A 22,099-nucleotide genomic window follows, 5' to 3' on the forward strand; every position below is an offset into this window, starting at 1 on the left:
GATCACCGGCTCGGTGGAGGGGCGGTGGTCGCCGAAGGAGGCGAGCAGGCTGTCGAGCGGGCGTCCGCGCAGGGCCTCGACCACGGCCGGGGTGACGTCGATGATCTCGTAGCGCGCGAGCACGCCGCCGTCGGCCGTCGCGACTTCCGCGCCCGCCTCGATCGCGCTCGCCGTCGGTCCCGCCGCGGGCAGATACGTGCAGCCCGAGATCGCCGTCATGGCGAGCAGAGCGAGGGGGAGTTTGCGCATCCAGATGTTGCCCATCGGTTTTGCCGAGCCCGTGCCTAGCCCATAGCGGCTAGGGTGTCCGTAGCGGGTGGGCCACACTTCGCCCGCGACGGGCGAGAGGACGGTTTCATCCTCGCTAAGCACAGCTTTTTCGAGGCGACTCGGGGAAACGTGCCCGGTGCGTTCGGCAAACGGCCCGCCGACGCGACGCTGCAGCGACCGATCGAGGCGGCCTCGGATGGCTGCAATCACTCGGCTTGCGTGACGGTGGCGCTGATCTGGTTGTAGATCGGGATCATCCGGGAGCCGTAATAGCGGATGCTTCCGGCCGCGACGATGAAGATCAGCGCGCCGATCAGCGCGTATTCCATCGCCGTGGAGCCGTTCGCGTCGCGGGCGAACCCCCGGGCCCGGCCGGTCGCGCGGAGGCGGGATCGTCCGGCATCCGCCCCTGACCTGTCGCGGCTCGGCTCGCCCATCCGTGACTCCGACATCCGCCGCGTCCGGCCGGCCCTTACGCGCTGGCTTTAAGTCTAGCCCGGTCCCATTGCCGCCGCCTTAATGCAATCTCCGAAACACGGCGCATGCGGCGCCCGGACCCAAAACGGCGAAGGGCCGGAACCCGGACAGGTCCCGACCCTCGCGGATGCATCAGCGTCGCACCGGGGCCCGCCGAACGGCGAGACCCTGGAGACAATTCAGGCGTGGCCGGCCTTGTGCCGCAGGTCGTCGATCCGCTTGGAGGCCTCGGCCTTGTCGAGATCAGCGTCGAACGCCTCCGGCTCCTTGGCCTCCTCCGACAGGGTCTTGAGATACGAGGCCTGCGCCCCGGTCATCGGCTCGCCGCCGGTGGTCCACTGATCCGGATCCTTGATCTGGTTCGACACGTCCTTCGGATCGGTCTTCGGGTTCTCCTGGGTGGTGTCGTGCTTGTCGGCTGCCTTGGCCATGGGATTTCCGTTCCTGAAATGTTCCGTCTTCGCCATCGAGAACGCGGCGCCCTCGCCCGGGGTTCCGGGCGATGTTGGGGGGCTGCCCGGTGTTCCCCAGAAACCTTTTCTTCCCGGTCCCCGATCCTATTGATGAGGCGCTGGCGCACGGTTGCGCACCTGAACACGGTGGTCCGGATGACCTCGGAGAGGCGGATTCCTGAAGAGGCGGGCGCGGCCGCCCGCACGGCGCAGGTGCTCGTGGTGATGGGGGTCTCGGGCTCCGGCAAGAGCACGCTCGGCGCGCTGATCGCCGAACGGCTCGGCTGGATCTTCGTCGACGGCGACAGCTTCCACACCCCCGAACACATCGCGAAGATGCATGCGGGCCACGCCCTCGACGACGAGGACCGCGCACCGTGGCTCGCCCGGATCGCAACCTGGATCCAGCACCGGCTCGAGGCCGGGGAATCCGGGGTGGTGGTCTGCTCGGCCCTGCGCCGGGCATACCGGGACGTGCTCACCCGCGGGAGCCGGCGCGTGCGCATCGTCTATCTCGAGGGCGAAAGGGCGCTGATCGCCAAGCGCCTCACCGAGCGCCACCGCCATTTCATGTCGCCCCGCCTGCTCGACAGCCAGTTCGCGACCCTCGAGGCCCCCGGCCCCGATGAGCGCCCGATCGTCGTGGGGATCGATGAACCGCCGGACGCGATCGCCGATCGCGTCGTGGCGCAGCTCGCCGAAGAACCCTGCACCACCACCGGAAGGACCTGAGCCATGGATGCGGGATCGCGCAAAGCCTCGGGGATCGCCCTGGTGATTTCCGACGTCGACGGCACGCTGGTGACCGACGACAAGAGTCTCGCCGCCTCGACCATCGCGGCGGTGAAGCGGCTGCGGGCGGCCGGGATCGGGTTCAGCATCGCGTCGGCGCGCCCGCCGGTCGGCCTGAGGGCCCTCGCTGCCGAACTCGCGCTCGACCTGCCGATGGGGGCCTTCAACGGCGCCAGCGTGGTCCGGCCCGACCTCTCGACAATCGAGGAGCGGCTGATCCCGGAGGCCGCCGCCCGCGAGGCCTTGCAGCGCCTCGAGGCCGAGGGCCTCGCCGCCTGGGTCTTCGCCGAGGGGGCTTGGTTCCTGCGCGAGCCGGACGGCCCCTACACCGACCTCGAGCGCCGGACGATCGGCGCCGAGCCCCGCGTGGTCGCCGATCTCGGCACGCTCATGGGCAAGGCCTCGAAGATCGTCGGGGTCAGCCGCGATCACACCCATCTCGCCACCTGCGAGGCGCGGATCGGCGCCGCCCTCGCCGAGCGGGCCACGGTGCACCGCTCCCAGGCCTATTACCTCGACGTGACGCCGCCCGGCCTCGACAAGGGACAGTTCGTGACCTGGATGAGCCGCCATCTCGACATCCCGTCCGAGCGGATCGCGACCTTCGGGGATGCCGGAAACGACCGTCCGATGTTCGCCCACAGCGGCTTCTCGGTGGCGATGGGCAATGCCGAGGATGCCGTGAAGGCCGCAGCCAGCACCGTTACGGAGAGCAACGACGCCGACGGCTTCGCCCACGGGGTCGCCCGATTCATCCTGCCCTGATGGGCCCGACCTCGCAGCGTCCTGTGGATAACCGGGATGGTTAACCGACGGCGCGCGCCTGTGGCCGGCGAGGCACAGACCCGCCCCAGGCGGCGGTCGCCCACAGGCTGCCGAATCCGGGCCGCTTTCCGGCCTCATTTCCCCGCGACCTAGCTTGACCACAGAACAAGCAGGACCGGGTCTCGGAATGCATCGCCTTCTCCTGGCTGCCGCTCTCGCGGTCGCGCCCGCCGCCGCCTTCGGGCAGGCCCCGCGCGACAACATCGACGCGCTGATCGAGCAGCAGGCCAAGGCGAACGGTGTCCCGGCGAGCTTCGTCCACGCGGTGGTCAAGCGCGAGAGCAACTACAACCCGAACGCCAAGGGTGGCAGCGCCCTCGGCCTGATGCAGATCAAGCACGCGACGGCGCGCAGCCTCGGCTATACCGGTGACGCCGCCGGGCTCCTCGACCCGGCGACCAACCTGCGCTACGGCGTCGCCTATCTGGCGGGGGCCTATCGCACCGCGCAGGGCAACGTCAGCCAGGCTTACCAGTACTACAACCGCGGCTATTACTACGCCGCCAAGCGCCGGGGCATCTCCAGCGAGGTCGCCTCGGTGGTGGCCCCCGTGGCGGCCTCGGCCAGCGCCCTGGCCAGCCTGTTCAGCGGCGGCGTCACGGATTCCGGCGCCGCCTCGTCAGCCCTGGCCTACGCGCCCACCGCCACCACGGTGGCCGCCGCGCCGACCGAGACGGTCGAGGTGCCGCTGCCGCCCCGGCGTCCCGCCGCCCTCGGCGCGGCGGTCGATTATGCGAGCCTTTCCGTCGAGCCCGTCTCCACGAGCCCGGCGCCGAGCGCCGCCGTGCAGAGTGCCGCGGTCGAGACCGTGGAGGTGCCGCTGCCGCCGCGTCGCCCGGCCGGCCTCGGCACCGCCGTCGCGGAGGCCGCACCGGCCCAGCTCGCCGAGCTGCGCCTGACGTCGCAGCCGGAGGCGGCCGCGATGACGCAGGCGGCCGCCCCGATCTCCGAAACCGTCGAGGTGCCGCTGCCGCCGCGCCGGCCGTCGATCCAGCTGCTCGCCGCCGCCGCGCCGCGCCGGGCCCCCGCGACTGCGCCGGTCCGCGAGGCCACGGCGATTCCCGTCGAGTGATGCCGCAGGCGGCAGATGGGCTATCGGACAACCACCGCTTGTCCAACATCTGCCCACACGAGGATCCTGCTCAAGGCTTGACCACCGGGCCGTTCCGCAACACATAGGCGCCACGCCAGCAACAGGGTTGGATCGCCGCCGCAACGGTCCGTCAATCGGTCGAGGCGGCCGGACACAGGCGGCGCAATACAGATTTCAGGGCAGGACTCGCCAGGCTTCGCACGAACGGTCGGGCAAGCACCCGCTCGATCCCAGGTTGCGAAGCAGAATTCATCTTGAAGTGGCAGACATGCAGGGCAAGCACTCTGCTTTCGGGCTGGCAGGAAAGCGGACGACGCCATGACCGGCGTGTTGGAACAGGAATCACTCTTTCTCACGGATCTCGGGCGCCGCGTCAGGCACGCCCGCACCGTGCGCGGCCTGTCGCGCAAGGTCCTGTCCCAAACCTCGGGCCTGTCCGAGCGCTACATCGCGCAGCTCGAGGGCGGCCAGGGCAACGTGTCCATTATCCTGCTCCGGCGGGTCGCCAACGCCATGGGCGTGCGCCTCGACGACCTGATCACCGGCAATGACGGCCTGCCCGACTGGCCGGTGGTGCGCGACCTGCTCGGCCAGGCGACGCCGGCCCAGATCGCCGCCGCCAAGGAAGCCCTGTCCGGCGGCAGCCGCCCGGAATCGAGCGGCCGCCTGCGCGTGGCGCTGATCGGCCTGCGCGGCGCCGGCAAGTCGACCCTGGGCAAGCTCGCCGCGGAGCGGCTGGGCTGGACCTTCGTCGAACTCAATGCCGAGATCGAGCGCGAGAACGCCCTGTCGGTCCAGGAGATCTTCGCGATCTACGGCCAGGAGGGCTACCGCCGGCTGGAGCAGGCGGCCCTGCGCCGCCTCACCGAGCATCCGGGCCCGCTGATCCTGGCGACCAGCGGCGGCATCGTGGCCGAACCGCTGACCTACGACCTGCTGCTCCAGGCGTTCTACACGATCTGGCTCCGCGCCCGCCCGGAGGAGCATATGAGCCGGGTTCGCGAGCAGGGCCACTTGGCCACCACGGGCGATCATGCCTCGGCGATGCAGGAACTGCGCGCCGTGCTGGCGAGTCGGGAACCGCTCTACGCTCGGGCCTCGGCCACGGTCGACACCTCCGACATCCCGCTCCAGACCATGGTCGATCGGCTCACGACGGCGATCGAGGCGCGGTTCGGCGAGACGGCGGTCGCGAGCTGAACCGCGCCCGGAACCGGTGACAGCGCCGCCGGTGCGGCATTCCCGGCGGTCCCGATGCCCTTGATCGCCGCAGTGCGGTGCACCACGCTAAGGCCTCATCCCGACGGGGCCAGCCGGGCTACGGAACGCACGATGCATGAGATCAAGCGCCTCGCGCATGGCTTCGCGTGTAGGGCGATGTGCTAGGATGATCCGCGACGGCGGGGTCCTTCACCTCGCTGGCGGCTGCGTCGGAGCTTTGCTGCAGCGCCGGCCGGACCCGTCTTCGGAACAGCGCGGTGCGAGCCCGACAACTCGATCATGAGCCATCGTCCATGAGCGCCAGTCCAGCCTTCAGCCCGGCCTTCAACCACGATTCGGCTGACCTCTCGGTCTGCGATCCGGTCTGGTCGCGGCTGCGCGCCGAGGCCGAGGACGTGCTGCGCACCGAGCCGCAACTCGCCTCCTTCATCGTCGCGACGATCCTCAACCACGCCACCCTCGAGGGCGCGGTGGCCCACCGGGTCGCGGCGCGGCTGGGCCATCCGTCGCTGCCGGCCGAGCTCGTCGCCCACGCGTTCCACGAGGCGATCGGCGCCGATCCCGCCATCGGGCAGGCGTTCCGGGCCGATATCGGCGCGGTGATCGACCGGGATCCCGCGACCCTGCGAGCGCTGGAGCCGGTCCTGTATTTCAAGGGCTTCCACGCGCTCCAGGCCTATCGCCTCGCCCACCACGTCTGGACCCGGGGTCGGCGTGACCTCGCGCTCTACCTGCAGAGCCGGGTCTCCGAGGTGTTCCAGTGCGACATCCACCCGGCCGCCCGCATCGGCCGGGGCGTGTTCCTCGACCACGCCACCGGCCTGGTGGTCGGCTCGACCGCGGTGATCGAGGACGACGTGTCGATCCTCCACGCGGTGACGCTGGGCGGCACCGGAAAGCAGCGCGGCGACCGGCATCCCAAGATCCGCCGCGGCGTGATGATCGGCGCCGGCGCCAAGATCCTCGGCAATATCGAGGTCGGTGCCTGCGCCCGGGTGGCGGCGGGCTCGGTGGTGCTGCGGCCCGTCCCGGCCAACACCACGGTGGTGGGCGTCCCGGCGCGGGTCGTCGGCACCGCGGGCTGCGACGATCCGGCCCGCGCGATGGATCAGCTGGTCGCCCTCGACCAGTTCATCCATGTGGGCGACGGGATCTGACCCCGACGCGACCGCGCTTGCCGCTCCGCCGTGGGCGTGGCAAGCCCTCCGCCGATCCGGGCGTCAGCGCCGACAGGGGAGGCCAGACAGCGTGACCAAAGCCGAGACCGCGAAGCTGCAGGACTACCTGCGCCGCAAGTTCGCCAACAACAACATCCGCCTGACCGCGATGAAGACCGGCGATTCCGCCGAGGTGTTCATCGGCGAGGAGTCGATCGGCGTCATCGCCGACGACAAGGAGGATGGCGACGATTCCTTCGTCTTCCGCATGGCGATCCTCGACATCGACCTCGAGGAAGAAGCCTGACGCCTCCATCGCGGGCCGGGTTCCGCCGGCCCGCGCCTGTGCACGGGTTAAGGCTAACCCGCGTGATTGCTTAACAACCGGTAAATCGTGTGGCTAAACTGCGCCCAACCTTTTTTGGAGCGCGAATAATGGTCCTCACGCCCGCCGCCCTCGAATCCATTCGGACCTTGTGCATCGGTCTGGCGCTCTCGGGGCTGATCGCCAGCGCGTTCGAGCTGTTCGCCGCGCGCCGCGCGAGCTTCAGCCTGCTGGAGCGGGGCGGCCTGCCGGCGGTGGCAGCCCTGCCGATGCTGGCCTTCTCGGCCCCGTTCATCATCCTGCGCAACACCCTGCGCGGCCGCAAGATCGAGGGCCGCCCGATGCCGTTCGTGATGCTGGCCACCGTCATCGCCTGCGGCTGGGGCCTGCTCTCGGGCCGTGTGGCCCTCGACCTCGCGGCGATGCTGGTCGGCGCCTGACATCTCATCAGGGCTCCGCGGTCGCCACCTGGGCGGCGCCGTCCCGGCCCTCGAGGGAAACCCAGGCCTGGCCGTCCTGACCCGCGCGCTTGATGAAGCTGTAGCCGGTGCGCCGCCACGGGCGGATCGCGTCGGTCTTGTTGTCGAGGATGAAGTCGCCGTGGTCGGTGCGCACCGTCAGCACCGCGTGGCCGGCACTGGTCTCGTCGATCACGACGGTCATTAGCAGGGCCCGCCGGGGCAGGCCGCGTTCAGCCAGCATCCGGCGCTTGAGCAGCTGGTAATCCTCGCAATCGCCGAACCCGTCATCGGGAAAGTCCCAGCGGTCGACGACGCCCCAATGCGCTTGGTCGGTGATCGGCCGGATGCGGGTGTTGACCCGGTGATTGACACTCCGCAGCGTCCGCCACACCGCCACGGTCAGCGGGATCACCGCGGGCTCCGCGACATCGAGCGCGCATTCCTCGGGCATACGTTCGCAGAACGCGGTCCAGCCGGCGATCGGGCTGATCGGGCCGTTGGCTTCGTGGGCCGGCGCCCCATCGGGCAGGGTCAAGCGGGCATGGGCGTGGGTGTTGGCGCCGCCCAGCATCAGGATCGTGCCGACCAGGGCGAGGCTCGCGGCCTGCCGGGCTCGGCGCAGCGGCGTGGCCCATCCGCGCCAGTGCGGCGCCAGGAGCGCGAGAGCCGGAATCCCACCATCCGCGTGCCGCATGGATCACGCCCCATCGACCGATGATGACGGGAAGGTGACACGCGGGCGTGCGACGCACAATGCCATGAAGGGCGGAAGAAACGCCCGAGGCCCCGCATCGGTTCCGCTTTAAAGAGGTGTTGCATCCGCGTTGCTCCCGCTCGGCATATGCGCTGGCGGAATGGCCGCCCTGCCATCTCACGGAAGAGCTTGATTCGAACCAGCTTTGCCGGCTTGAGACAGGGGATGCCCACGCGTGGATTCGCGGGTGGATCGATCGTTTCGCAAGAACCCGGCCATCCCCGCGCGGGATCGCCTCAGGCCAGAGAAGGATTTCACGATGCAGCCCGCCATCCAGCAGGTGATCAGAGCGCTCGCCGAGGATGGTCGGGCCGGTGCAATCGGCATCGCCGAGCACGCCGTGGAAGCCTATCTCGCCGGGTCGCCCACCGAGGGCGACCGCGCCCTGTCGCGCGACATCCTGGTCCGCGACCTCGCCAGCCTCCGGGGCATCGCCCCTCACCTCGCCGGCTTCATCGGCCGGGTCGAGACCTTTGTGGCGAACCTCGCGCAGCCCTCGCTGAGCCGTGCCGCCTGAACAGGCCTCGCAGAATCAAGGTTTCAAAGTCCGGAGCCTGAACCTTTCGAGGTTTTGGGGGAGGCGGCGGGCAGTTCACTGTCCCGCCTGCGCGACGACGCGCGGCCTTCGCGAAGGCTGTCCTGACACCAGTCCCGTCATCCCGGGGCCGCGCGGCGGAGCCCGGGATCCAGAACCACCGTGACATCAGGATCTTGCGCCGTCGGCGGCTCTGGATCCCGGTCTCGCCTTCGGCGCCCCGGGATGACAGGTTGGAGGCTGCTATGGTGGGAGGATCGCTTTGCGATGCGTCTCCCCCATCCCAAGCCCGCAAAAGGGCTGAGCCTTCTCGAAAACCGTGATCGGTTGGAGATCGAGGACCGGATCAGCGGTTGGCGGTGGTGACCGGCGAGGTGACGCCGCCGAGGGAAACCCAGGCCGTGGCGTCCTGGCTCTCGCGCTTGATGAACACGTAGCCGGTCTTGTGCCAGGCCTCGATCACGTTGGTCTTGTTGTCGAGGATCAGGTCGCCGCGGTCGGTGATCAGGGTCAGCACCGCGTGGCCCTCGCCCTTCTCGTCGATGACCACGGTCATCCGCATCGCCCGGCGGGGCAGGCCGGCCTCGGCCAGCAGGTGGCGCTTGAGCAGCTGGAAATCCTCGCAATCGCCGATGCCGTCCTCGGCGAGGTCCCAGCGGTCGGCGACGTGCAGATGCTCCATGTCGGTCTTCGGCTCGACCGACTTGTTCACCCGGCGGTTGACCGAGACGATCGTCGCCCAGATCGCCGGAGTCAGGCTGATGTGGGCCGGCTCGCTCCGGTCCACCGCGCATTCCGCCGCGTAGGCCTGGCAGAACGTCACCCAAGCCGCGATCGGGCGGGCATCGCCGCGCACCTTGGCGCCGACCTCGGTCGGCAGGCTCGCCAGGGTCTGGGCCTTGGCGGTCGCCGCGAGGCCGAGCAGCGCCAGCGCGCCGGCGAGCGTCACCCGAACCGTCTTGAGAAGCCCCGCGCCCATCGAACCGTCCTCGTTGTTGAGGACAGGATTGCGCCGCAGAGCCTCCGCGGCGCTGAAGCGGATCGGCGCAATTTTATCGATTCGCCGATGGCGGTGGCGTCTAGCGCGACAACGTCGACGGGGGGCTTGGGAACCCCGGCAAATCCGCGGCTTCCGGTTCGGAAACCGGAAACCTTGAGGGCGCCTTACGGGTCCCTGGCCGTCCGCATCAGCCCGCCGTCTGGTCGAGCTTGCGCTCCGTCTCGCCCTTCAGCTCGGGGAAATCCGACTGCGTGTAGGCCCGGCCCCGGTGCGGATCCTCGGTCACGCCGTCATGCTCCAGGCGGCGCAGCTGGACCCGGCGGATCTTGCCCGAGATGGTCTTGGGCAGTTCGGTGACGAATTCGAGGCCGCGCAGGCGCTTGAACGTCGCCAGCCGCGCATTGGTGAAGCGGAAGATGTCGAGCGCCGTCTCGGGGCCGGCCGAGGCGCCGGCCACCAGCGAGACATAGGCCTTCGGGATCGTGTGGCGCATCGGATCGGGGATCGGCACCACCGCGGCTTCGGCCACCGCCGGATGCTCGATCAGCACGCTCTCCAGCTCGAACGGGCTGATCCGGTAGCCTGACGACTTGAACACGTCGTCGGCGCGGCCGACGAAGGTGTAGCAGCCCTGATCGTCCACGAAGGCGACGTCGCCGGTGTGGTAGAGCGCGCCGTCCGCGCCCGACAGGTTGCCGCTGCCATCGTCATAGCCCTGCATCAGGCCGGCGGGGCGGTGGGCGCCGAGTTCCAGGCAGACCTCGCCCTCGCTGGCCGGCTCGCCGTCGGCGTCGAGCACGCGCACGCGGTAGCCCGGCAGCGGCCGGCCGAGGGCGCCGGGCACCACCGGCTGGCCGGGCGTGTTGGCCATCAGGGCCGTGGTCTCGGTCTGGCCGTAGCCGTCGCGGATCGTGACGCCCCAGGCGTCCTTCACGCGCTCGATCACCTCGGGATTCAGCGGCTCGCCGGCGGCGCAGACCTCGCGCAGAGCCAGCGTCCGGCCGGTCAGGTTCTCCTGGATGATCATCCGCCAGACCGTGGGCGGCGCGCAGAGGGTGGTGGCACGGGTGCGCTCCAGCTGCGTGAGCAGCGCCGCCGCGTTGAACGGCGCCTGGTTGATCACCAGGATGGTCGCGCCGGCATTCCAGGGGGCGAAGAACGACGACCAAGCGTGCTTGGCCCATCCGGGCGAGGACACGTTGCAATGCACGTCCCCGGGCTGCAGCCCGAGCCAGTACATGGTCGAGAGCGCCCCCACAGGATAGGAGCGATGGCTGTGGCGCACCAGCTTCGGCTTCGCGGTCGTGCCGGAAGTGAAGTAGAGGAGCAGCGGGTCGACGGCCGCGGTCGGCCCGTCGGGCATGAAGGTCTCGGAGGCGCCGAACGCGTCGTCGTAGGCGCTCCAGCCCTCCGTCGCCGCGCCGGTGACGATGCGGATCGCGCCGCCGGTCTCGAGGCCGGAGAAGCGCCCGAGTTGCTCCGGGCCGGCGACGATCGCCCGGGGCCGGCCGCGGGCCAGGCGGTCGCCGAGCTCGTCCGCGGTGAGCAGCGTGGTGGCCGGGATGACCACGGCCCCGAGCTTCATCGCCGCCAGCATGGTCTCCCACAGGGCCGGGACGTTGCCGAGCAGCAGGAGCAGGTGGTCGCCGCGCGTCAGCCCGAGCCCGCGCAGGTGGTTGGCGACCTGGTTGGACCGGCGCGCCATCTGCCCGAAGGTCAGGCTCTGCTCGGCGCCGCTGGCGGCCTCGACGATGTGGAGCGCGGTGCGGTCGCAGCTCTCCGGGCCGGCGAGCTCGGCGTCGAACCAGTCGAGCGCCCAGTTGAACGGCACCGGCTCCGGCCAGGTGAAGGCCGAAACCGCCGCCGCGTAGTCTGTGCGATGGGCCAGCAGCAGATCGCGGGCCTCCCGGAAGCTGGGCATGGTCGTTCCCCCCGTCGTTCTTGTCCGGCCGGAAGACCCGGCCCATCCCGCCCTCAGGCGGGAATCAGATCCACGCCGGCCGCGCCGCGCGCGAGGCGCTGCACCATGCCGGCGTGGAAATGGCGGATCTCGTCGGCGATCGCCTCCACCGCGCGGCCGTTGCGGGGGAAGTCGTCGGCGTTGAGCCCGATCAGGCCGGCGGTGTCGCCGGTCTCGTTGTTCTCGAATGGGTCGGCATAGAGCCAGGTCCACCCGTCCCGGGCCGGGACGAGGCTCGCGCCGGGCTTGACCCGCAAAGCCGCCAGGAACCGGAGGTGGCGGAGCAATTCCTTGCGCCAGACCGCACGCGTGTCCGGGGCCACGGCGAAGGCCAGCAGCGTGACGAGAGGCTCGTTGATGGTCTCCTCCCGCTCGCGCGCCTTCTGAGCCACGATCGCGCGCGGAAAGGTCATCTCGAAGCGGGCTTCGCTATCGCGGTCCAGGACGGCCATCGCCCATGCCCCAGCTCAGGTGTTCTCGAACCGGGCCGGTCGCTTCTCCACGAAGGCGGCCATGCCCTCCTTCTGGTCCTGTGTGGCGAACATCGCGTGGAAGACCCGGCGCTCGAAGCGCACGCCCTCGGCGAGGGTGGTCTCGTAGGAGCGGTTGACCGCCTCCTTGGTCATCATGGCGATCGGCAGCGACATGGACGCGATGGTCTCGGCGGCCTTCAGCGCCGCGTCGAGAAGCTGGTCCGCCGGGATCACCCGGGAGACCAGGCCGGCGCGCTCCGCCTCGGCGGAATCCATCATCCGGCCGGTCAGGCACATTTCCATGGCCTTCGACTTGCCGACGAAGCGGGTGAGCCGCTGGCTGCCGCCGATCCCCGGCATGACGCCGAGCTTGATCTCGGGCTGGCCGAACTGCGCCGTGTCGGCGGCCAGGATGAAGTCGCACATCATGGCGAGCTCGCAGCCGCCGCCGAGCGCGTAGCCCGCCACCGCGGCGATGATAGGCGTGCGCACCCCCGTGAACCGCTCCCAGTCGGCGAAGCGGTCGCCGGCATACATCTCGGCGTAGGTCGCGTGCTGCATCTCCTTGATGTCGGCCCCGGCCGCGAAGGCCTTGGCCGAGCCGGTGATGACGATGCAGCCGATCCCCGGATCGGCATCCGCCTCGGTCGCCGCCTGGATCACCTCGCGGGTGAGCTGCGCGTTGATGGCGTTGAGCGCCTGCGGGCGGTTCAGGGTGATCAGCAGGACGCGCCCGCGCGTCTCCGTCAGGATCGTCTCGTACGCATCCATCACGACTCACTCCCTGGGCCGCGAAGCATACGGATGATCGCGGAAAAGTCCTCTCCCCCGTGGCCGAGGCCCTCGAACAGCCCGTAAATCTGCGCGGCCTCGGCGCCGAGCGGCGTCGAAGCCCCCGAGGCGAGGGCGGCGGCCTGTGCCAGCCGGAGGTCCTTGAGCATCAGCGCGGCGGCGAAACCCGGCTTGTAGCCGGAATTGGCCGGCGAGGTCGGCACCGGGCCCGGCACCGGGCAGTAGGTGGTGAGCGACCAGCACTGGCCCGAGGAGACCGAGGCGACGTCGTAGAGCGCTTGATGCGACAGGCCGAGCTTCTCGCCCAGCGCGAAGGCCTCGCTGACGCCGATCATCGAGATCCCGAGGATCATGTTGTTGCAGATCTTGGCCGCCTGCCCGGCCCCGGCCGCGCCGCAATGGAACACGTTCTTGCCCATGGCCTTCAGCAGGGGCTCGGCGCGTCCGAAGGCCGCCTCGGTGCCGCCGGCCATGAAGGTCAGCGTCCCGGCCTTGGCGCCACCGGTCCCGCCGGAGACCGGCGCATCGACCGACAGACAGCCCCTCGCCTCGGCGAGGCCGTGGGCCTTGCGCGAAGACTCGACATCCACGGTCGAGGAATCGATCAGCAGGGTGCCGGCATGCAGCGCTTCGACGAGCTGGGTCCAGACCTCGACCACGTGCCGTCCGGCGGGCAGCATGGTGACCACCACCTCAGCGCCCTCGGCCGCCTCCAGGGCCGAGCCCGTCACCGCGACGCCCGCGGCCCGGGCCGCCTCCAGGGAGGCCGGCGCCAGGTCGAACCCGCGCACGGCATGCCCCGCCTTCACGAGGTTGGCGGCCATGGGGCCGCCCATGTTGCCGAGACCGATGAACCCGATGGTCTGTGCCATCATACCCCTCCCATTCGCTTGTTTGTGCCCCTCCCAACCATCCCCTCATCTTGAGGTGCGGCGAAGCCGCCTCGAAGGAGGGCTCCAGGGATCGCACGGCGACTGGAGGGCTCCTTCGAGGCCCGCCGATCCTATGGATCGCCGGGCACCTCAGGATGAGGGCGTTGTCGGGAGACGCCGCTCACATCACACCGGCCCCGTACGGGCTTGCGAAAAAACCGGCTCCGCCTGCGTCTCGAGCCAGCGGGCGATCCGGGCCGGGTCGACCGCGTCGAGGCTCGGCGGGTTCCAGCGCGGGCTCTTGTCCTTGTCGATCACCGCCGCCCGGATGCCCTCGCGGAAATCGCCCTCCTCCAGCAGCGCCAGCGAGGCGTGGAACTCGCGCTCCAGGCAGGCTTCGAGGTTGGGCGAGCGCCGGCCGAGGCGCAGCAGGCACAGGGTCAGGACCAGGCTCGACGGGGATTTCGTCAGCAGCGTCTTGCGGGTCGCCGCAGCGAAATCGGAGCCGTCCGCCGCCAGAGCGGACAGGATCTCGTCGATCATGTCGAAGGCGAAGCAGCGATCGATGGTCTCGCGATGCTGTACCAGGGGCGGCGCGCCGGGATCGCACGCCAATCGGTCGATCGCCTCCCGCACGCCGGCATCCCCGGCATCGGGCGGCAGCGCCGACAGTGCGTCGATCAGGTCCGGCAGCGCCTGGGACGGCACCATCACGTCGGCGAGCCCGCAATAGAGCGCGTCGGCGGCGCCGACCGGCTCGCCGGTGAGGCCGAGATAGGTGCCGACCTGGCCGGGCGCGCGCGGCAGCAGCCAGGTGCCACCGACATCCGGCAGGTAGCCGATGCCGGTCTCCGGCATGGCGACGCGGGAGCGCTCGGTGACGACCCGGTGGGCGGCATGCCCGGCCAGGCCCACGCCGCCGCCCATGGTGATGCCGTCCATCACCGCCACGAACGGTTTTTCGTAAGCCGCGATCCGGGAATCCAGCCGGTACTCGTCCCGCCAGAAGGTTTCGGCGAAGGCGGTGCCGGAATTGTCGTACAGGCCGCGCAGGTCGCCGCCGGCGCAGAGGCCGCGCTCGCCCTCGCCGGTGAGCAGCACCGCGGCGAGGCCGGGATCGGCCGAGAACTGGTTCAGGGCCGCGTCGATCTCCTGGACCATGCCGTGGGTCAGGGCGTTCAGGGCCTTGGGCCGGTCGAGGCGCAGGCGACCCAGGGCGCCGACGCGCTCGACGATCACATCCGCCATCAGCGTCCCCCGGTCAGCGCGCGGGCGATGATCACCCGCATGATCTCATTGGTGCCCTCGAGGATCTGGTGCACGCGCAGGTCGCGGACGATCTTCTCGATCCCGTACTCGGTGAGATAGCCATAGCCGCCGTGGAGCTGCAGGGCCTGGTTGGCGACCTCGAAGGCGGCGTCGGTGACGTGGCGCTTGGCCATAGCGCAGAGCTGCGTGGCCGCCGGGTCCTTGGCGTCGAGCGCCGACGCGGCGTGGCGCAGGAAGGTGCGCGACACCTCTAGGGCGGTCGCCATGTCGGCCAGCCGGAACTGGAGCGCCTGGAAGTCGCTGAGCCGGGACCCGAAGGCGCGCCGGTCGCTCATATAGGCCAGCGTCTTGTCGAGAGCCGATTGGGCACCGCCCAGCGCGCAGGCGGCGATGTTGAGCCGGCCGCCGTCGAGGCCGCTCATGGCGATGCGGAAGCCCTGGCCCTCCTCGCCCAGGCGGTTCGCCACCGGCACGCGGCAGCCGTCGAACCGCACGGAGCGGGTCGGCTGCGCGTTCCAGCCCATCTTGCGCTCTTCCGCGCCGAAGGAGAGGCCGGGCGTCCCCTTCTCGACCACGATCGCCGAGATGCCCTTCGGCCCCGCCGCGCCGGTGCGGACCATGCAGACGTAGAGGTCGCTGACGCCGGCGCCGGAGATGAACTGTTTCTCGCCGGTCAGCACGTAATGGTCGCCGTCCCGCTCGGCGCGGGTGCGCAAAGCCGCAGCGTCGGAGCCCGAGCCCGGCTCGGTCAGGCAGTAACTGGCGATCGTCTCCATGCCCATCAGGGCGGGGATCCAGCACTGGCGCTGGTCCGCATCGCCGTAGGCGTCGATCATCCAGGCGCACATGTTGTGGATCGATAGGAACGCCGCCACGGTCGGGCAGCCGGTGCTCAGCGCCTCGAAGATCAGCGCGGCGTCGAGCCGCGACAGGCCCGAGCCGCCGACATCCTCGCGCACGTAGATGCCGGCCATGCCGAGCGCCGCGGCCGCCCGCAGGGTCTCCACAGGGAAGGTCTTGTCCCGGTCCCAGTCGAGAGCGTGCGGCGCGATATGCTCGGCCGCGAAGCCGAGCGCCATGTCGCGGATCGCGGTCCGATCCTCATCGAGCCCGAAACTCATGGGCGTAGCTCCAATAGATCAGAACATGGCCCCTGCCCCTGTGCGGGGAAGGGCTATCGCAAGAGCTTGAGCCCTGCACAGACGCCCAAGCATCCCCCGCCATCCCGGGGCCGCGAAGCGGAGCCCGGGATCCAGATCCGCCGGTTGGGCGAACTCTTGCACCGTCGGCGGCTCTGGATTCCGGGCTCGCCTGCGGCGCCCCGGAAAGACCCGATGCTTGAGTCGCCCCAGTCACGGACTGCAGAAGACATCTGAGAGGCCGCAAGATTTCCCAGAGGGCCTGCTGCACGGCCCCTCGCAACGAGGGGGCCCCTACCGCATCGTCGGGATGGAGAACTCCGCCCCGCTCTTGATGCCGCTCGGCCAGCGCTGCGTGACGGTCTTGGTCTTGGTGTAGAAGCGGATCGAGTCCGGCCCGTGCTGGTTCAGGTCGCCGAAGCCGGAGCGCTTCCAGCCGCCGAAGGTGTGGTAGGCGATCGGCACCGGGATCGGCACGTTGACGCCGACCATGCCGACATTCACCCGGGCGGTGAAGTCGCGGGCCGCGTCGCCGTCCTGGGTGAAGATCGCGACGCCGTTGCCGTATTGATGGGTCGAGGGCAGCGCGAGCGCCTCCTCGTAGTTCTGGGCCCGCACCACCGAGAGGACGGGCCCAAAAATCTCTTCCTGGTAGATGGTCATATCGGGGGTCACGCGGTCGAACAGCGAGCCGCCCATGTAGAAGCCGTTCTCGTAGCCCTGGAGCTTGAAGCCGCGGCCGTCGACGGCGAGATGCGCGCCCTCGGCGACACCCTGGTCGATATAGCCCGCGACCTTCCGGACCGCCTCGGCGGTGACCAGCGGGCCGTAATCGGCCGAGCCGTCATGCGACGGGCCGATCTTGAGCGACTCGACCCGCGGGATCAGCTTCTCCATCAGCCGGTCGGCCGTGGCCTCGCCCACCGGCACCGCCACCGAGATCGCCATGCAGCGCTCGCCGGCCGAGCCGTAGCCGGCGCCGATCAGCGCATCGACCGCCTGGCCCATATCGGCGTCGGGCATGATGATCATGTGGTTCTTGGCGCCGCCGAAGCACTGGGCGCGCTTCCCCGTCTGGGCGGCACGCACGTAGATGTACTCGGCGATCTGCGAGGAGCCGACGAAGCCCACCGCCTTGATGTCCTCGTCGTCGAGGATCGCGTCGACCGCTTCCTTGTCGCCGTTGACGACGTTGAGGATGCCCGGCGGCAGGCCGGCCTCCAGGAAGATCTCGGCGATGCGCAGCGGCACGCTCGGGTCGCGCTCGGACGGCTTCAGGATGAAGGCGTTGCCGCAGGCGATCGCCGGGGCGCATTTCCAAAGCGGGATCATGGCCGGGAAGTTGAACGGCGTGATGCCGGCGACCACGCCGAGCGGCTGGCGCAGGGAATAGACGTCGATCCCGGGCCCGGCGCCCTCGGTGTACTCGCCCTTGAGCAGGTGCGGGATGCCGCAGGCGAACTCGACCACCTCGACGCCGCGCTGAATGTCGCCCTTGGCGTCCGGCACGGTCTTGCCGTGCTCGGAGGCGAGGAGCTCGGCCAGGGCGTCGTTCTCGCCGCGGATGAGCTCGAGGAAGCGCATCATCACCCGGGCGCGCTTCTGCGGATTGGTGGCGGCCCAGGCCGGCTGGGCTGCCGCAGCGTTCTCCACCGCGGCGCGAATCTCGGCCTTGCTGGCCAGCGCGACCTGGGCCTGGACCTCGCCGGTCGAGGGGTGGAACACGTCGGCGAATCGCCCGCTCTCGCCGCCGACGAGACGGCCGCCGATGAAGTGTCCGATTGTGCGCATGAGCGCCTCCCTGTTGTCGTTATCGAGTTGGTTTTGGCGCAGCCTAACAGGATCGCTTGAACGATAAAGCCGGATGCGCTTACAGCCGCCGTGCATCGATGCACAGCGGGTTTGCGATCATGAGCCGGACCGGGCGCAACTGGGACGACCTGCGCTTCTTCCTGGCGGTGGCGCGCACCGGCACCCTGAGCGCCGCCGCGGCGCGTACCGGCACCGAGCACACCACGGTCGGGCGCCGGATCCGCGCCCTGGAGGAGGGGCTCGGCGCCCGGCTGTTCCACCGCAGCAACCTCGGCTACGCGCTCACCGAGGACGGCGCCAACCTGCTGGCCGTGGCCGAGACCATGGAGAGCGCCTTCCTGTCGGCCAGCGCCGCCGCGCAGGCCGGCGCGCAATCCGTCTCCGGCACGGTGCGGATCGGCGCCCCGGACGGGTTCGGCAGCGTGTTCCTCGCCTCGCGGATGCACCGGCTGACCGAGCGCCATCCGGGCCTGGAGGTCGAGATCATGGCGACCGCCCGAATCTTCAGCCTGTCGAAGCGCGAGGCCGACATCGTCATCGGCCTCTCGACCCCGCAGCAGGCGCGGGTGGTGGCGCGCCGGCTCATCGATTACCGGCTGTTCGTCTACGGGGCCGAAGCCTACCTCGCCGCGGCGGCGCCGATCGCCGCCGTCTCGGACCTCACGGCGCATCCCTTCGTCGGCTATATCGAGGACATGCTGTTCGCGCGCGAGCTGAACTATCTCGGCGCGCTGGAGCCCGCGGTCTCCGCGCGACTGCGCTCGACCAACCTGCTTGCCCAGGTCCACGCGACGCTGAACGGCGCCGGCCTGTGCATCCTGCCGGCCTTCATCGCGGCGGCCCATCCCGGGCTGGCGCCGGTCCTGCCCGGGGCGGTGTCGCTGACGCGCTCGTTCCACATGCACATCCACGAGGATCACCGGAAGGCCGCCCATATCCGGGCGGTGGCGGGCTTCATCGCCGGCGAGGTAGAGGCGGCGGGCGCGCTGTTCGCCGGGCCGGCGGTGTAAGCGGCGGCGGTTTCGCGGGCCGGCGCCGTGGCCTAAGATCGGCGGAGACCGGCCGACGAGACAAAGCGCCGGGTGGGAGGATCAACAGATGGTCGCCTCGATCGCCCTGCCCCGGCTGATGCGCATCGGCGCCGGCGCCTCGCGGCTGCTGCCGGAGATCCTGGGCCAGCTCGGCCTGTCGCGCCCCTTCGTGGTCACCGACCCGTATCTGGTCAGCAGCGGCCGCACCGACACATTGCTCGAACGGCTCAACAGCGCGGGCGCCCGCGGAACAATCTTCTCCGAGACCGTGCCGGACCCGACCGTCGCCTCCGTGGAGGCGGCGCTGGCCGCGCTCCAGGCCGGCGAGTTCGACTGCGTGGTCGGCTTCGGCGGCGGCAGCCCGATGGACACCGCCAAGGCGGTGGCGGTTCTCGCCCGCCACGGCGGCCACATGCGCGACTACAAGGCGCCACGCCTGCAGGATGAGCCCGGCCTGCCGATCGTCGCGATCCCCACCACGGCCGGCACCGGCTCGGAGGCGACCCGCTTCACCATCGTCACCGACGAGGCCTCGGACGAGAAGATGCTCTGCATCGGCCTGGCCTACCTGCCGGTGGCGGCTCTGGTCGATTACGAGCTGACGCTGACCAAGCCCAAGCGCCTCAGCGCCGATACCGGCATCGATGCGCTCACCCACGCCATCGAGGCCTATGTCTCGCGCAAATCCAACCTGTTCTCGGACGGGCTCGCCCTCCAGGCGATGCACCTGATCGCCCCGAACCTGCGCCGAGTCTGGACCGATCCCAGTGACCGGGCGGCCCGCGAGGCGATGATGCTGGGGGCGACCCAGGCCGGCATCGCCTTCTCGAACGCCTCGGTGGCGCTGGTCCACGGCATGAGCCGACCGATCGGCGCGCATTTCCACGTGGCGCATGGGCTCTCGAACGCGATGCTGCTGCCGGTGGTCACCGCCTTCTCGGCCCCCGCCGCGGTGGCGCGCTACGCCGCCTGCGCCCGGGCCATGGGCATCCCCGGCGTCGACGGCGACGACCGGGCCGCCGTCAACGCCCTGGTGGCGGAACTCGAAGCCCTCAACGACGATCTCGACGTGCCCGGTCCCCGGGAATACGGGATCGACCCGGCCCGCTGGGAAGCGCTGCTCCCGACCATGGCCGCCCAGGCTTTGGCCTCCGGCTCCCCGGCCAACAACCCGGTCGAGCCGACGGCAGAGGAGATCCAGGCTTTGTATCGGCGGGTCTGGGCGGCGTAAGGCCGACCGGGACCCGGCAGGTATGACGCTCTAGCCATCGCTACCAAGCGTAGCTACATTCGGCCCACATCAGGAGCCGACGATCATGCCAGCAGATACGGTCGTTCGCGCGCGTATCGACCACGCCACCAAGGAGCGTGCGACGAAGGCGTTGGACGCGATGGGGCTTTCGGTCTCGGACGCGATCCGGTTGCTGATGGTGCGGATCGCGGATGAGCAACGCCTGCCGTTCGCCGTCAAGGTCCCGAACGCGGCGACCCAAGCGGCCATCGCCGAACTGGAGGCCGGCAAGGGCGAGCGGTTCGGCGATGTCGACGCGCTGATGGCCGACCTGCATGGGGACGACTGAGCGTTCCGCTCAGTTCAAGCGGGACTACAAGCGCGAAGCGAAGGGACGCCATGCCGCGACCCTCGATGCAGATCTGATACCCATTCTCCGGGCCATCGCCAGCGATGATCCGCTGGAGGCGCGCCATCGGGATCATGCGCTGAGCGGCACCTGGGCAGGCTATCGCGACTGTCACGTCAAGCCGGATCTCGTGCTGATCTATCGCAAACCCGGCGCGGACACGCTGCGCCTGGCCCGGCTCGGATCCCACAGCGAGGTCTTCGGCTGATCTGGTTTCCGATCGCGTCGCTCGACCGTCAGATCTCCGCCGTCATCGCGAGCGTAGCGAAGCGACCCAGGGACACGCCAAGGTCCGGGATCGCGCGCTGCACTGGGTTGCTTCGCTGCGCTCGCAATGACGACCACAGGAAGCGTAGCTCATTGGCGAAGTTTCACCTCGCCACTTGGAATGCCTTCGATTCGAGTATCCCGAAGCTCGGGATACTCGAGCAGCCGCTCTACTTCGCCGTCAGCGGGCAGCCGCTCTCGGCCGCGGTGGCGTAGGCTTCCTTGCCCGGGATGGTCGCGAGCTGCCGGTAAAGGTCCCAGGGGCCCTTCGACTCGGCCGGCTTCTTGACCTCGAACAGGTACATGTCGTGCACCATGCGGCCGTTCGGCTGGACGATGCCGCCATGGGCGAACACGTCGTCCACCGGGAGCGCCTTGAGCTTGGCGTTGACCGCCTCGGTCTCGTCCGTGCCCGCGGCCTTCACGGCCTTCAGGTAGGACAGGACCGCCGAGTAGGTGCCGGCCTGGATCATGTTCGGCATGCGGCCGGTGCGCTTCATGTAGCGCTGCCCGAAGGCCCGGGTCTCGTCGTTGGCGTCCCAGTACCAGCCCTCGGTGAGCGTCAGGCCCTGCGCCACCTTGAGCCCGAGCCCGTGCACCTCTGAGAGGGTGAACAGCAGCGCCGCGAGCTTCTGGCCGCCCTCGACGATGCCGTATTCGGCCGCCTGCTTGATCGAGTTGGAGGTGTCGAGGCCGGCATTGGCAAGCCCGATCACCTTGGCCTTCGAGCCCTGCGCCTGCAGCAGGAACGAGGAGAAGTCCTGGTTCGAGAGCGGGTGGCGGACGCTGCCCAGCACCTTGCCGTTATTGGCGAGCACCACGCGGCTGGTATCGGCCTCGAGCGCCGAGCCGAAGGCGTAGTCGGCGGTGAGGAAGTACCAAGTGTCGCCCCCGGCCCGGGTCAGCGCGCCGCCGGTGCCGACCGCGAGCGCGCGCGTGTCGTAGGCCCAGTGGTAGCCGTAGGGCGTGCAGGCCTTGCCGGTGAGGTCGCTGGAAGCCGCCCCCGTGGTGATCGTGATCTTCTTCTTCTCCTTGGACAGGCCCTGGACCGCCAAAGCCACGGAGGAGGTGGTCAGCTCCATGATCGCGTCGACGCCGTCGCGGTCGTACCATTGCCGGGCGATGGCCGAGGCGATGTCGGGCTTGTTCTGGTGGTCGGCCGAGAGGATCTCGATCGGCACGCCGTCGACCTTGCCGCCGAAATCCTCCACCGCCATCTTCGCGGCCTCGATGGAGCCCTGGCCGCCGAACTCGGCATAGAGGCCGGACTGGTCGTTGAGCACGCCGATGCGCAGGGCGTTGCCGGAGAAAGCGCCGGACGCGGCACCTTGGGCGGAGGCCGAGCCCGAGCTTAGCACCGTGCCCGCCAGGGCGGTGGCCAGCACCGCACCGCCAATTCGTCTGATCATGTCACTCCCCGGCATGTTTTGCCCGGATGATCCGAGCACCCGATTCTGACGCGGGTTCGGGGGCAGGATATTG

23 protein-coding genes and 2 pseudogenes are annotated in these 22,099 nt (G+C 69.8%); 12 read left to right on the forward strand and 13 right to left on the reverse strand.

Features of this window, described 5'->3' with window-relative positions; all coding sequences use genetic code 11:
- From AKJ13_RS21700 to AKJ13_RS21710, 3 genes and pseudogenes are all read right to left on the reverse strand, one after another.
- Positions 1–249: pseudogene (locus AKJ13_RS21700) on the reverse strand (sugar transporter); the annotation flags it as partial.
- A 227-nt stretch (positions 250–476) separates the two neighbouring features.
- Positions 477–707 carry a hypothetical protein gene (locus AKJ13_RS21705; protein ID WP_050735236.1) on the reverse strand — a complete coding sequence of 77 codons (231 nt, stop codon included), beginning with the start codon at positions 705–707 and terminating at the stop codon, positions 477–479.
- 219 nt (positions 708–926) lie between these two features.
- Entirely contained in the window at positions 927–1,178 is a 252-nt protein-coding gene (locus AKJ13_RS21710; RefSeq protein WP_007565930.1) for a DUF3072 domain-containing protein, read from the reverse strand.
- 177 nt (positions 1,179–1,355) lie between these two features.
- On the opposite strand from AKJ13_RS21710, the gene AKJ13_RS21715 reads away from it, so the two are divergent.
- The 7 genes and pseudogenes from AKJ13_RS21715 (at position 1,356) to AKJ13_RS21745 (ending at position 7,052) form a co-directional block, all read left to right on the forward strand.
- Positions 1,356–1,931, forward strand: coding sequence for a gluconokinase (locus tag AKJ13_RS21715; RefSeq protein ID WP_050735311.1), 576 nt, complete (start codon positions 1,356–1,358; stop codon positions 1,929–1,931).
- 3 nt (positions 1,932–1,934) lie between these two features.
- On the forward strand, positions 1,935–2,756 hold the full coding sequence (locus AKJ13_RS21720) for a Cof-type HAD-IIB family hydrolase (RefSeq protein WP_050735237.1): 822 nt from the start codon (positions 1,935–1,937) through the stop codon (positions 2,754–2,756).
- A gap of 187 nt (positions 2,757–2,943) precedes the next feature.
- On the forward strand, positions 2,944–3,888 hold the full coding sequence (locus AKJ13_RS21725; protein WP_050735238.1) for a transglycosylase SLT domain-containing protein: 945 nt from the start codon (positions 2,944–2,946) through the stop codon (positions 3,886–3,888).
- A 336-nt stretch (positions 3,889–4,224) separates the two neighbouring features.
- Positions 4,225–5,109 (forward strand): annotated as a pseudogene (locus tag AKJ13_RS21730) (helix-turn-helix transcriptional regulator); the annotation flags it as partial.
- Between the two features lie 314 nt (positions 5,110–5,423).
- A complete protein-coding gene (cysE, locus tag AKJ13_RS21735) occupies positions 5,424–6,287 on the forward strand; it encodes a serine O-acetyltransferase (RefSeq protein WP_050735240.1) in 864 nt (287 codons plus the stop codon).
- Positions 6,288–6,378: 91 nt separating this feature from the next.
- Entirely contained in the window at positions 6,379–6,594 is a 216-nt protein-coding gene (locus AKJ13_RS21740; protein ID WP_007565940.1) for a DUF3126 family protein, read from the forward strand.
- Between the two features lie 128 nt (positions 6,595–6,722).
- Positions 6,723–7,052 carry a hypothetical protein gene (locus tag AKJ13_RS21745; protein ID WP_007565941.1) on the forward strand — a complete coding sequence of 110 codons (330 nt, stop codon included), beginning with the start codon at positions 6,723–6,725 and terminating at the stop codon, positions 7,050–7,052.
- A 7-nt stretch (positions 7,053–7,059) separates the two neighbouring features.
- On the opposite strand, the gene AKJ13_RS21750 is transcribed toward AKJ13_RS21745, so the two are convergent.
- On the reverse strand, positions 7,060–7,767 hold the full coding sequence (locus AKJ13_RS21750) for a transglutaminase-like cysteine peptidase (RefSeq protein ID WP_050735241.1): 708 nt from the start codon (positions 7,765–7,767) through the stop codon (positions 7,060–7,062).
- Between the two features lie 319 nt (positions 7,768–8,086).
- Here AKJ13_RS21750 and AKJ13_RS21755 point away from each other — a divergent pair, with 319 nt between their 5' ends.
- The gene (locus AKJ13_RS21755; RefSeq protein WP_007565945.1) at positions 8,087–8,344 is read left to right on the forward strand and encodes a hypothetical protein; all 258 of its coding nucleotides are present in this window, start codon (positions 8,087–8,089) and stop codon (positions 8,342–8,344) included.
- A gap of 364 nt (positions 8,345–8,708) precedes the next feature.
- On the opposite strand, the gene AKJ13_RS21760 is transcribed toward AKJ13_RS21755, so the two are convergent.
- The 8 genes from AKJ13_RS21760 to AKJ13_RS21795 form a co-directional block, all read right to left on the reverse strand.
- Complete coding sequence (locus AKJ13_RS21760) at positions 8,709–9,341, reverse strand: transglutaminase-like cysteine peptidase (RefSeq protein ID WP_050735242.1); 633 nt, start codon at positions 9,339–9,341, stop codon at positions 8,709–8,711.
- Between the two features lie 208 nt (positions 9,342–9,549).
- Positions 9,550–11,283, reverse strand: coding sequence for an AMP-binding protein (locus AKJ13_RS21765; protein ID WP_050735243.1), 1,734 nt, complete (start codon positions 11,281–11,283; stop codon positions 9,550–9,552).
- Positions 11,284–11,336: 53 nt separating this feature from the next.
- Positions 11,337–11,774 (reverse strand): hypothetical protein, encoded by a 438-nt coding sequence (locus AKJ13_RS21770; RefSeq protein WP_050735244.1) that lies wholly within the window; start codon positions 11,772–11,774, stop codon positions 11,337–11,339.
- A gap of 15 nt (positions 11,775–11,789) precedes the next feature.
- Entirely contained in the window at positions 11,790–12,566 is a 777-nt protein-coding gene (locus tag AKJ13_RS21775; protein WP_050735245.1) for an enoyl-CoA hydratase, read from the reverse strand.
- The gene (gene mmsB, locus AKJ13_RS21780; protein WP_050735312.1) at positions 12,566–13,459 is read right to left on the reverse strand and encodes a 3-hydroxyisobutyrate dehydrogenase; all 894 of its coding nucleotides are present in this window, start codon (positions 13,457–13,459) and stop codon (positions 12,566–12,568) included. Before mmsB ends, AKJ13_RS21775 begins: the two co-directional genes overlap by 1 nt.
- 186 nt (positions 13,460–13,645) lie before the next feature.
- Positions 13,646–14,707 carry an enoyl-CoA hydratase/isomerase family protein gene (locus tag AKJ13_RS21785; protein WP_050735246.1) on the reverse strand — a complete coding sequence of 354 codons (1,062 nt, stop codon included), beginning with the start codon at positions 14,705–14,707 and terminating at the stop codon, positions 13,646–13,648.
- A complete protein-coding gene (locus AKJ13_RS21790; RefSeq protein WP_050735247.1) occupies positions 14,707–15,849 on the reverse strand; it encodes an isobutyryl-CoA dehydrogenase in 1,143 nt (380 codons plus the stop codon). Before AKJ13_RS21790 ends, AKJ13_RS21785 begins: the two co-directional genes overlap by 1 nt.
- A 312-nt stretch (positions 15,850–16,161) precedes the next feature.
- A complete protein-coding gene (locus AKJ13_RS21795) occupies positions 16,162–17,658 on the reverse strand; it encodes a CoA-acylating methylmalonate-semialdehyde dehydrogenase (RefSeq protein ID WP_050735248.1) in 1,497 nt (498 codons plus the stop codon).
- A 119-nt stretch (positions 17,659–17,777) separates the two neighbouring features.
- Between AKJ13_RS21795 and AKJ13_RS21800 the strand changes: the two genes are divergently transcribed.
- From AKJ13_RS21800 to AKJ13_RS21815, 4 genes are all read left to right on the forward strand, one after another.
- The gene (locus AKJ13_RS21800) at positions 17,778–18,689 is read left to right on the forward strand and encodes a LysR family transcriptional regulator (protein ID WP_050735313.1); all 912 of its coding nucleotides are present in this window, start codon (positions 17,778–17,780) and stop codon (positions 18,687–18,689) included.
- A gap of 88 nt (positions 18,690–18,777) precedes the next feature.
- Entirely contained in the window at positions 18,778–19,941 is a 1,164-nt protein-coding gene (locus tag AKJ13_RS21805) for an iron-containing alcohol dehydrogenase (protein WP_007565966.1), read from the forward strand.
- A gap of 85 nt (positions 19,942–20,026) precedes the next feature.
- Positions 20,027–20,290, forward strand: a complete 264-nt coding sequence (locus tag AKJ13_RS21810) for a type II toxin-antitoxin system RelB/DinJ family antitoxin (protein WP_050735249.1) — start codon at positions 20,027–20,029, stop codon at positions 20,288–20,290.
- Positions 20,277–20,558 carry a type II toxin-antitoxin system YafQ family toxin gene (locus AKJ13_RS21815; protein WP_050735250.1) on the forward strand — a complete coding sequence of 94 codons (282 nt, stop codon included), beginning with the start codon at positions 20,277–20,279 and terminating at the stop codon, positions 20,556–20,558. Before AKJ13_RS21810 ends, AKJ13_RS21815 begins: the two co-directional genes overlap by 14 nt.
- A gap of 229 nt (positions 20,559–20,787) precedes the next feature.
- Here AKJ13_RS21815 and AKJ13_RS21820 read toward each other — a convergent pair whose 3' ends face one another.
- Complete coding sequence (locus tag AKJ13_RS21820; protein WP_050735251.1) at positions 20,788–22,026, reverse strand: ABC transporter substrate-binding protein; 1,239 nt, start codon at positions 22,024–22,026, stop codon at positions 20,788–20,790.
- Positions 22,027–22,099: the final 73 nt, after the last annotated feature.

The organism is Methylobacterium sp. ARG-1, assembly GCF_001262595.1.
Taxonomy (GTDB): Bacteria; Pseudomonadota; Alphaproteobacteria; order Rhizobiales; family Beijerinckiaceae; genus Methylobacterium; species Methylobacterium brachiatum.

What these genes read in the sequence shown, in the direction of transcription:
- AKJ13_RS21760 (WP_050735242.1), bottom strand. Translation starts at nt 9,341, where the DNA reads ATGGGCGCGGGGCTTCTCAAGACGGTTCGGGTGACGCTCGCCGGCGCG.
- AKJ13_RS21705 (WP_050735236.1), bottom strand. Translation starts at nt 707, where the DNA reads ATGGGCGAGCCGAGCCGCGACAGGTCAGGGGCGGATGCCGGACGATCC.
- AKJ13_RS21710 (WP_007565930.1), bottom strand. Translation starts at nt 1,178, where the DNA reads ATGGCCAAGGCAGCCGACAAGCACGACACCACCCAGGAGAACCCGAAG.
- AKJ13_RS21720 (WP_050735237.1), top strand. Translation starts at nt 1,935, where the DNA reads ATGGATGCGGGATCGCGCAAAGCCTCGGGGATCGCCCTGGTGATTTCC.
- AKJ13_RS21820 (WP_050735251.1), bottom strand. Translation starts at nt 22,026, where the DNA reads ATGATCAGACGAATTGGCGGTGCGGTGCTGGCCACCGCCCTGGCGGGC.
- AKJ13_RS21765 (WP_050735243.1), bottom strand. Translation starts at nt 11,283, where the DNA reads ATGCCCAGCTTCCGGGAGGCCCGCGATCTGCTGCTGGCCCATCGCACA.
- AKJ13_RS21785 (WP_050735246.1), bottom strand. Translation starts at nt 14,707, where the DNA reads ATGGCGGATGTGATCGTCGAGCGCGTCGGCGCCCTGGGTCGCCTGCGC.
- AKJ13_RS21775 (WP_050735245.1), bottom strand. Translation starts at nt 12,566, where the DNA reads ATGGATGCGTACGAGACGATCCTGACGGAGACGCGCGGGCGCGTCCTG.
- AKJ13_RS21745 (WP_007565941.1), top strand. Translation starts at nt 6,723, where the DNA reads ATGGTCCTCACGCCCGCCGCCCTCGAATCCATTCGGACCTTGTGCATC.
- AKJ13_RS21725 (WP_050735238.1), top strand. Translation starts at nt 2,944, where the DNA reads ATGCATCGCCTTCTCCTGGCTGCCGCTCTCGCGGTCGCGCCCGCCGCC.
- cysE (WP_050735240.1), top strand. Translation starts at nt 5,424, where the DNA reads ATGAGCGCCAGTCCAGCCTTCAGCCCGGCCTTCAACCACGATTCGGCT.
- AKJ13_RS21750 (WP_050735241.1), bottom strand. Translation starts at nt 7,767, where the DNA reads ATGCGGCACGCGGATGGTGGGATTCCGGCTCTCGCGCTCCTGGCGCCG.
- AKJ13_RS21770 (WP_050735244.1), bottom strand. Translation starts at nt 11,774, where the DNA reads ATGGCCGTCCTGGACCGCGATAGCGAAGCCCGCTTCGAGATGACCTTT.
- AKJ13_RS21795 (WP_050735248.1), bottom strand. Translation starts at nt 17,658, where the DNA reads ATGCGCACAATCGGACACTTCATCGGCGGCCGTCTCGTCGGCGGCGAG.
- AKJ13_RS21800 (WP_050735313.1), top strand. Translation starts at nt 17,778, where the DNA reads ATGAGCCGGACCGGGCGCAACTGGGACGACCTGCGCTTCTTCCTGGCG.
- AKJ13_RS21755 (WP_007565945.1), top strand. Translation starts at nt 8,087, where the DNA reads ATGCAGCCCGCCATCCAGCAGGTGATCAGAGCGCTCGCCGAGGATGGT.
- AKJ13_RS21715 (WP_050735311.1), top strand. Translation starts at nt 1,356, where the DNA reads ATGACCTCGGAGAGGCGGATTCCTGAAGAGGCGGGCGCGGCCGCCCGC.
- AKJ13_RS21790 (WP_050735247.1), bottom strand. Translation starts at nt 15,849, where the DNA reads ATGAGTTTCGGGCTCGATGAGGATCGGACCGCGATCCGCGACATGGCG.
- AKJ13_RS21805 (WP_007565966.1), top strand. Translation starts at nt 18,778, where the DNA reads ATGGTCGCCTCGATCGCCCTGCCCCGGCTGATGCGCATCGGCGCCGGC.
- mmsB (WP_050735312.1), bottom strand. Translation starts at nt 13,459, where the DNA reads ATGGCACAGACCATCGGGTTCATCGGTCTCGGCAACATGGGCGGCCCC.
- AKJ13_RS21815 (WP_050735250.1), top strand. Translation starts at nt 20,277, where the DNA reads ATGGGGACGACTGAGCGTTCCGCTCAGTTCAAGCGGGACTACAAGCGC.
- AKJ13_RS21810 (WP_050735249.1), top strand. Translation starts at nt 20,027, where the DNA reads ATGCCAGCAGATACGGTCGTTCGCGCGCGTATCGACCACGCCACCAAG.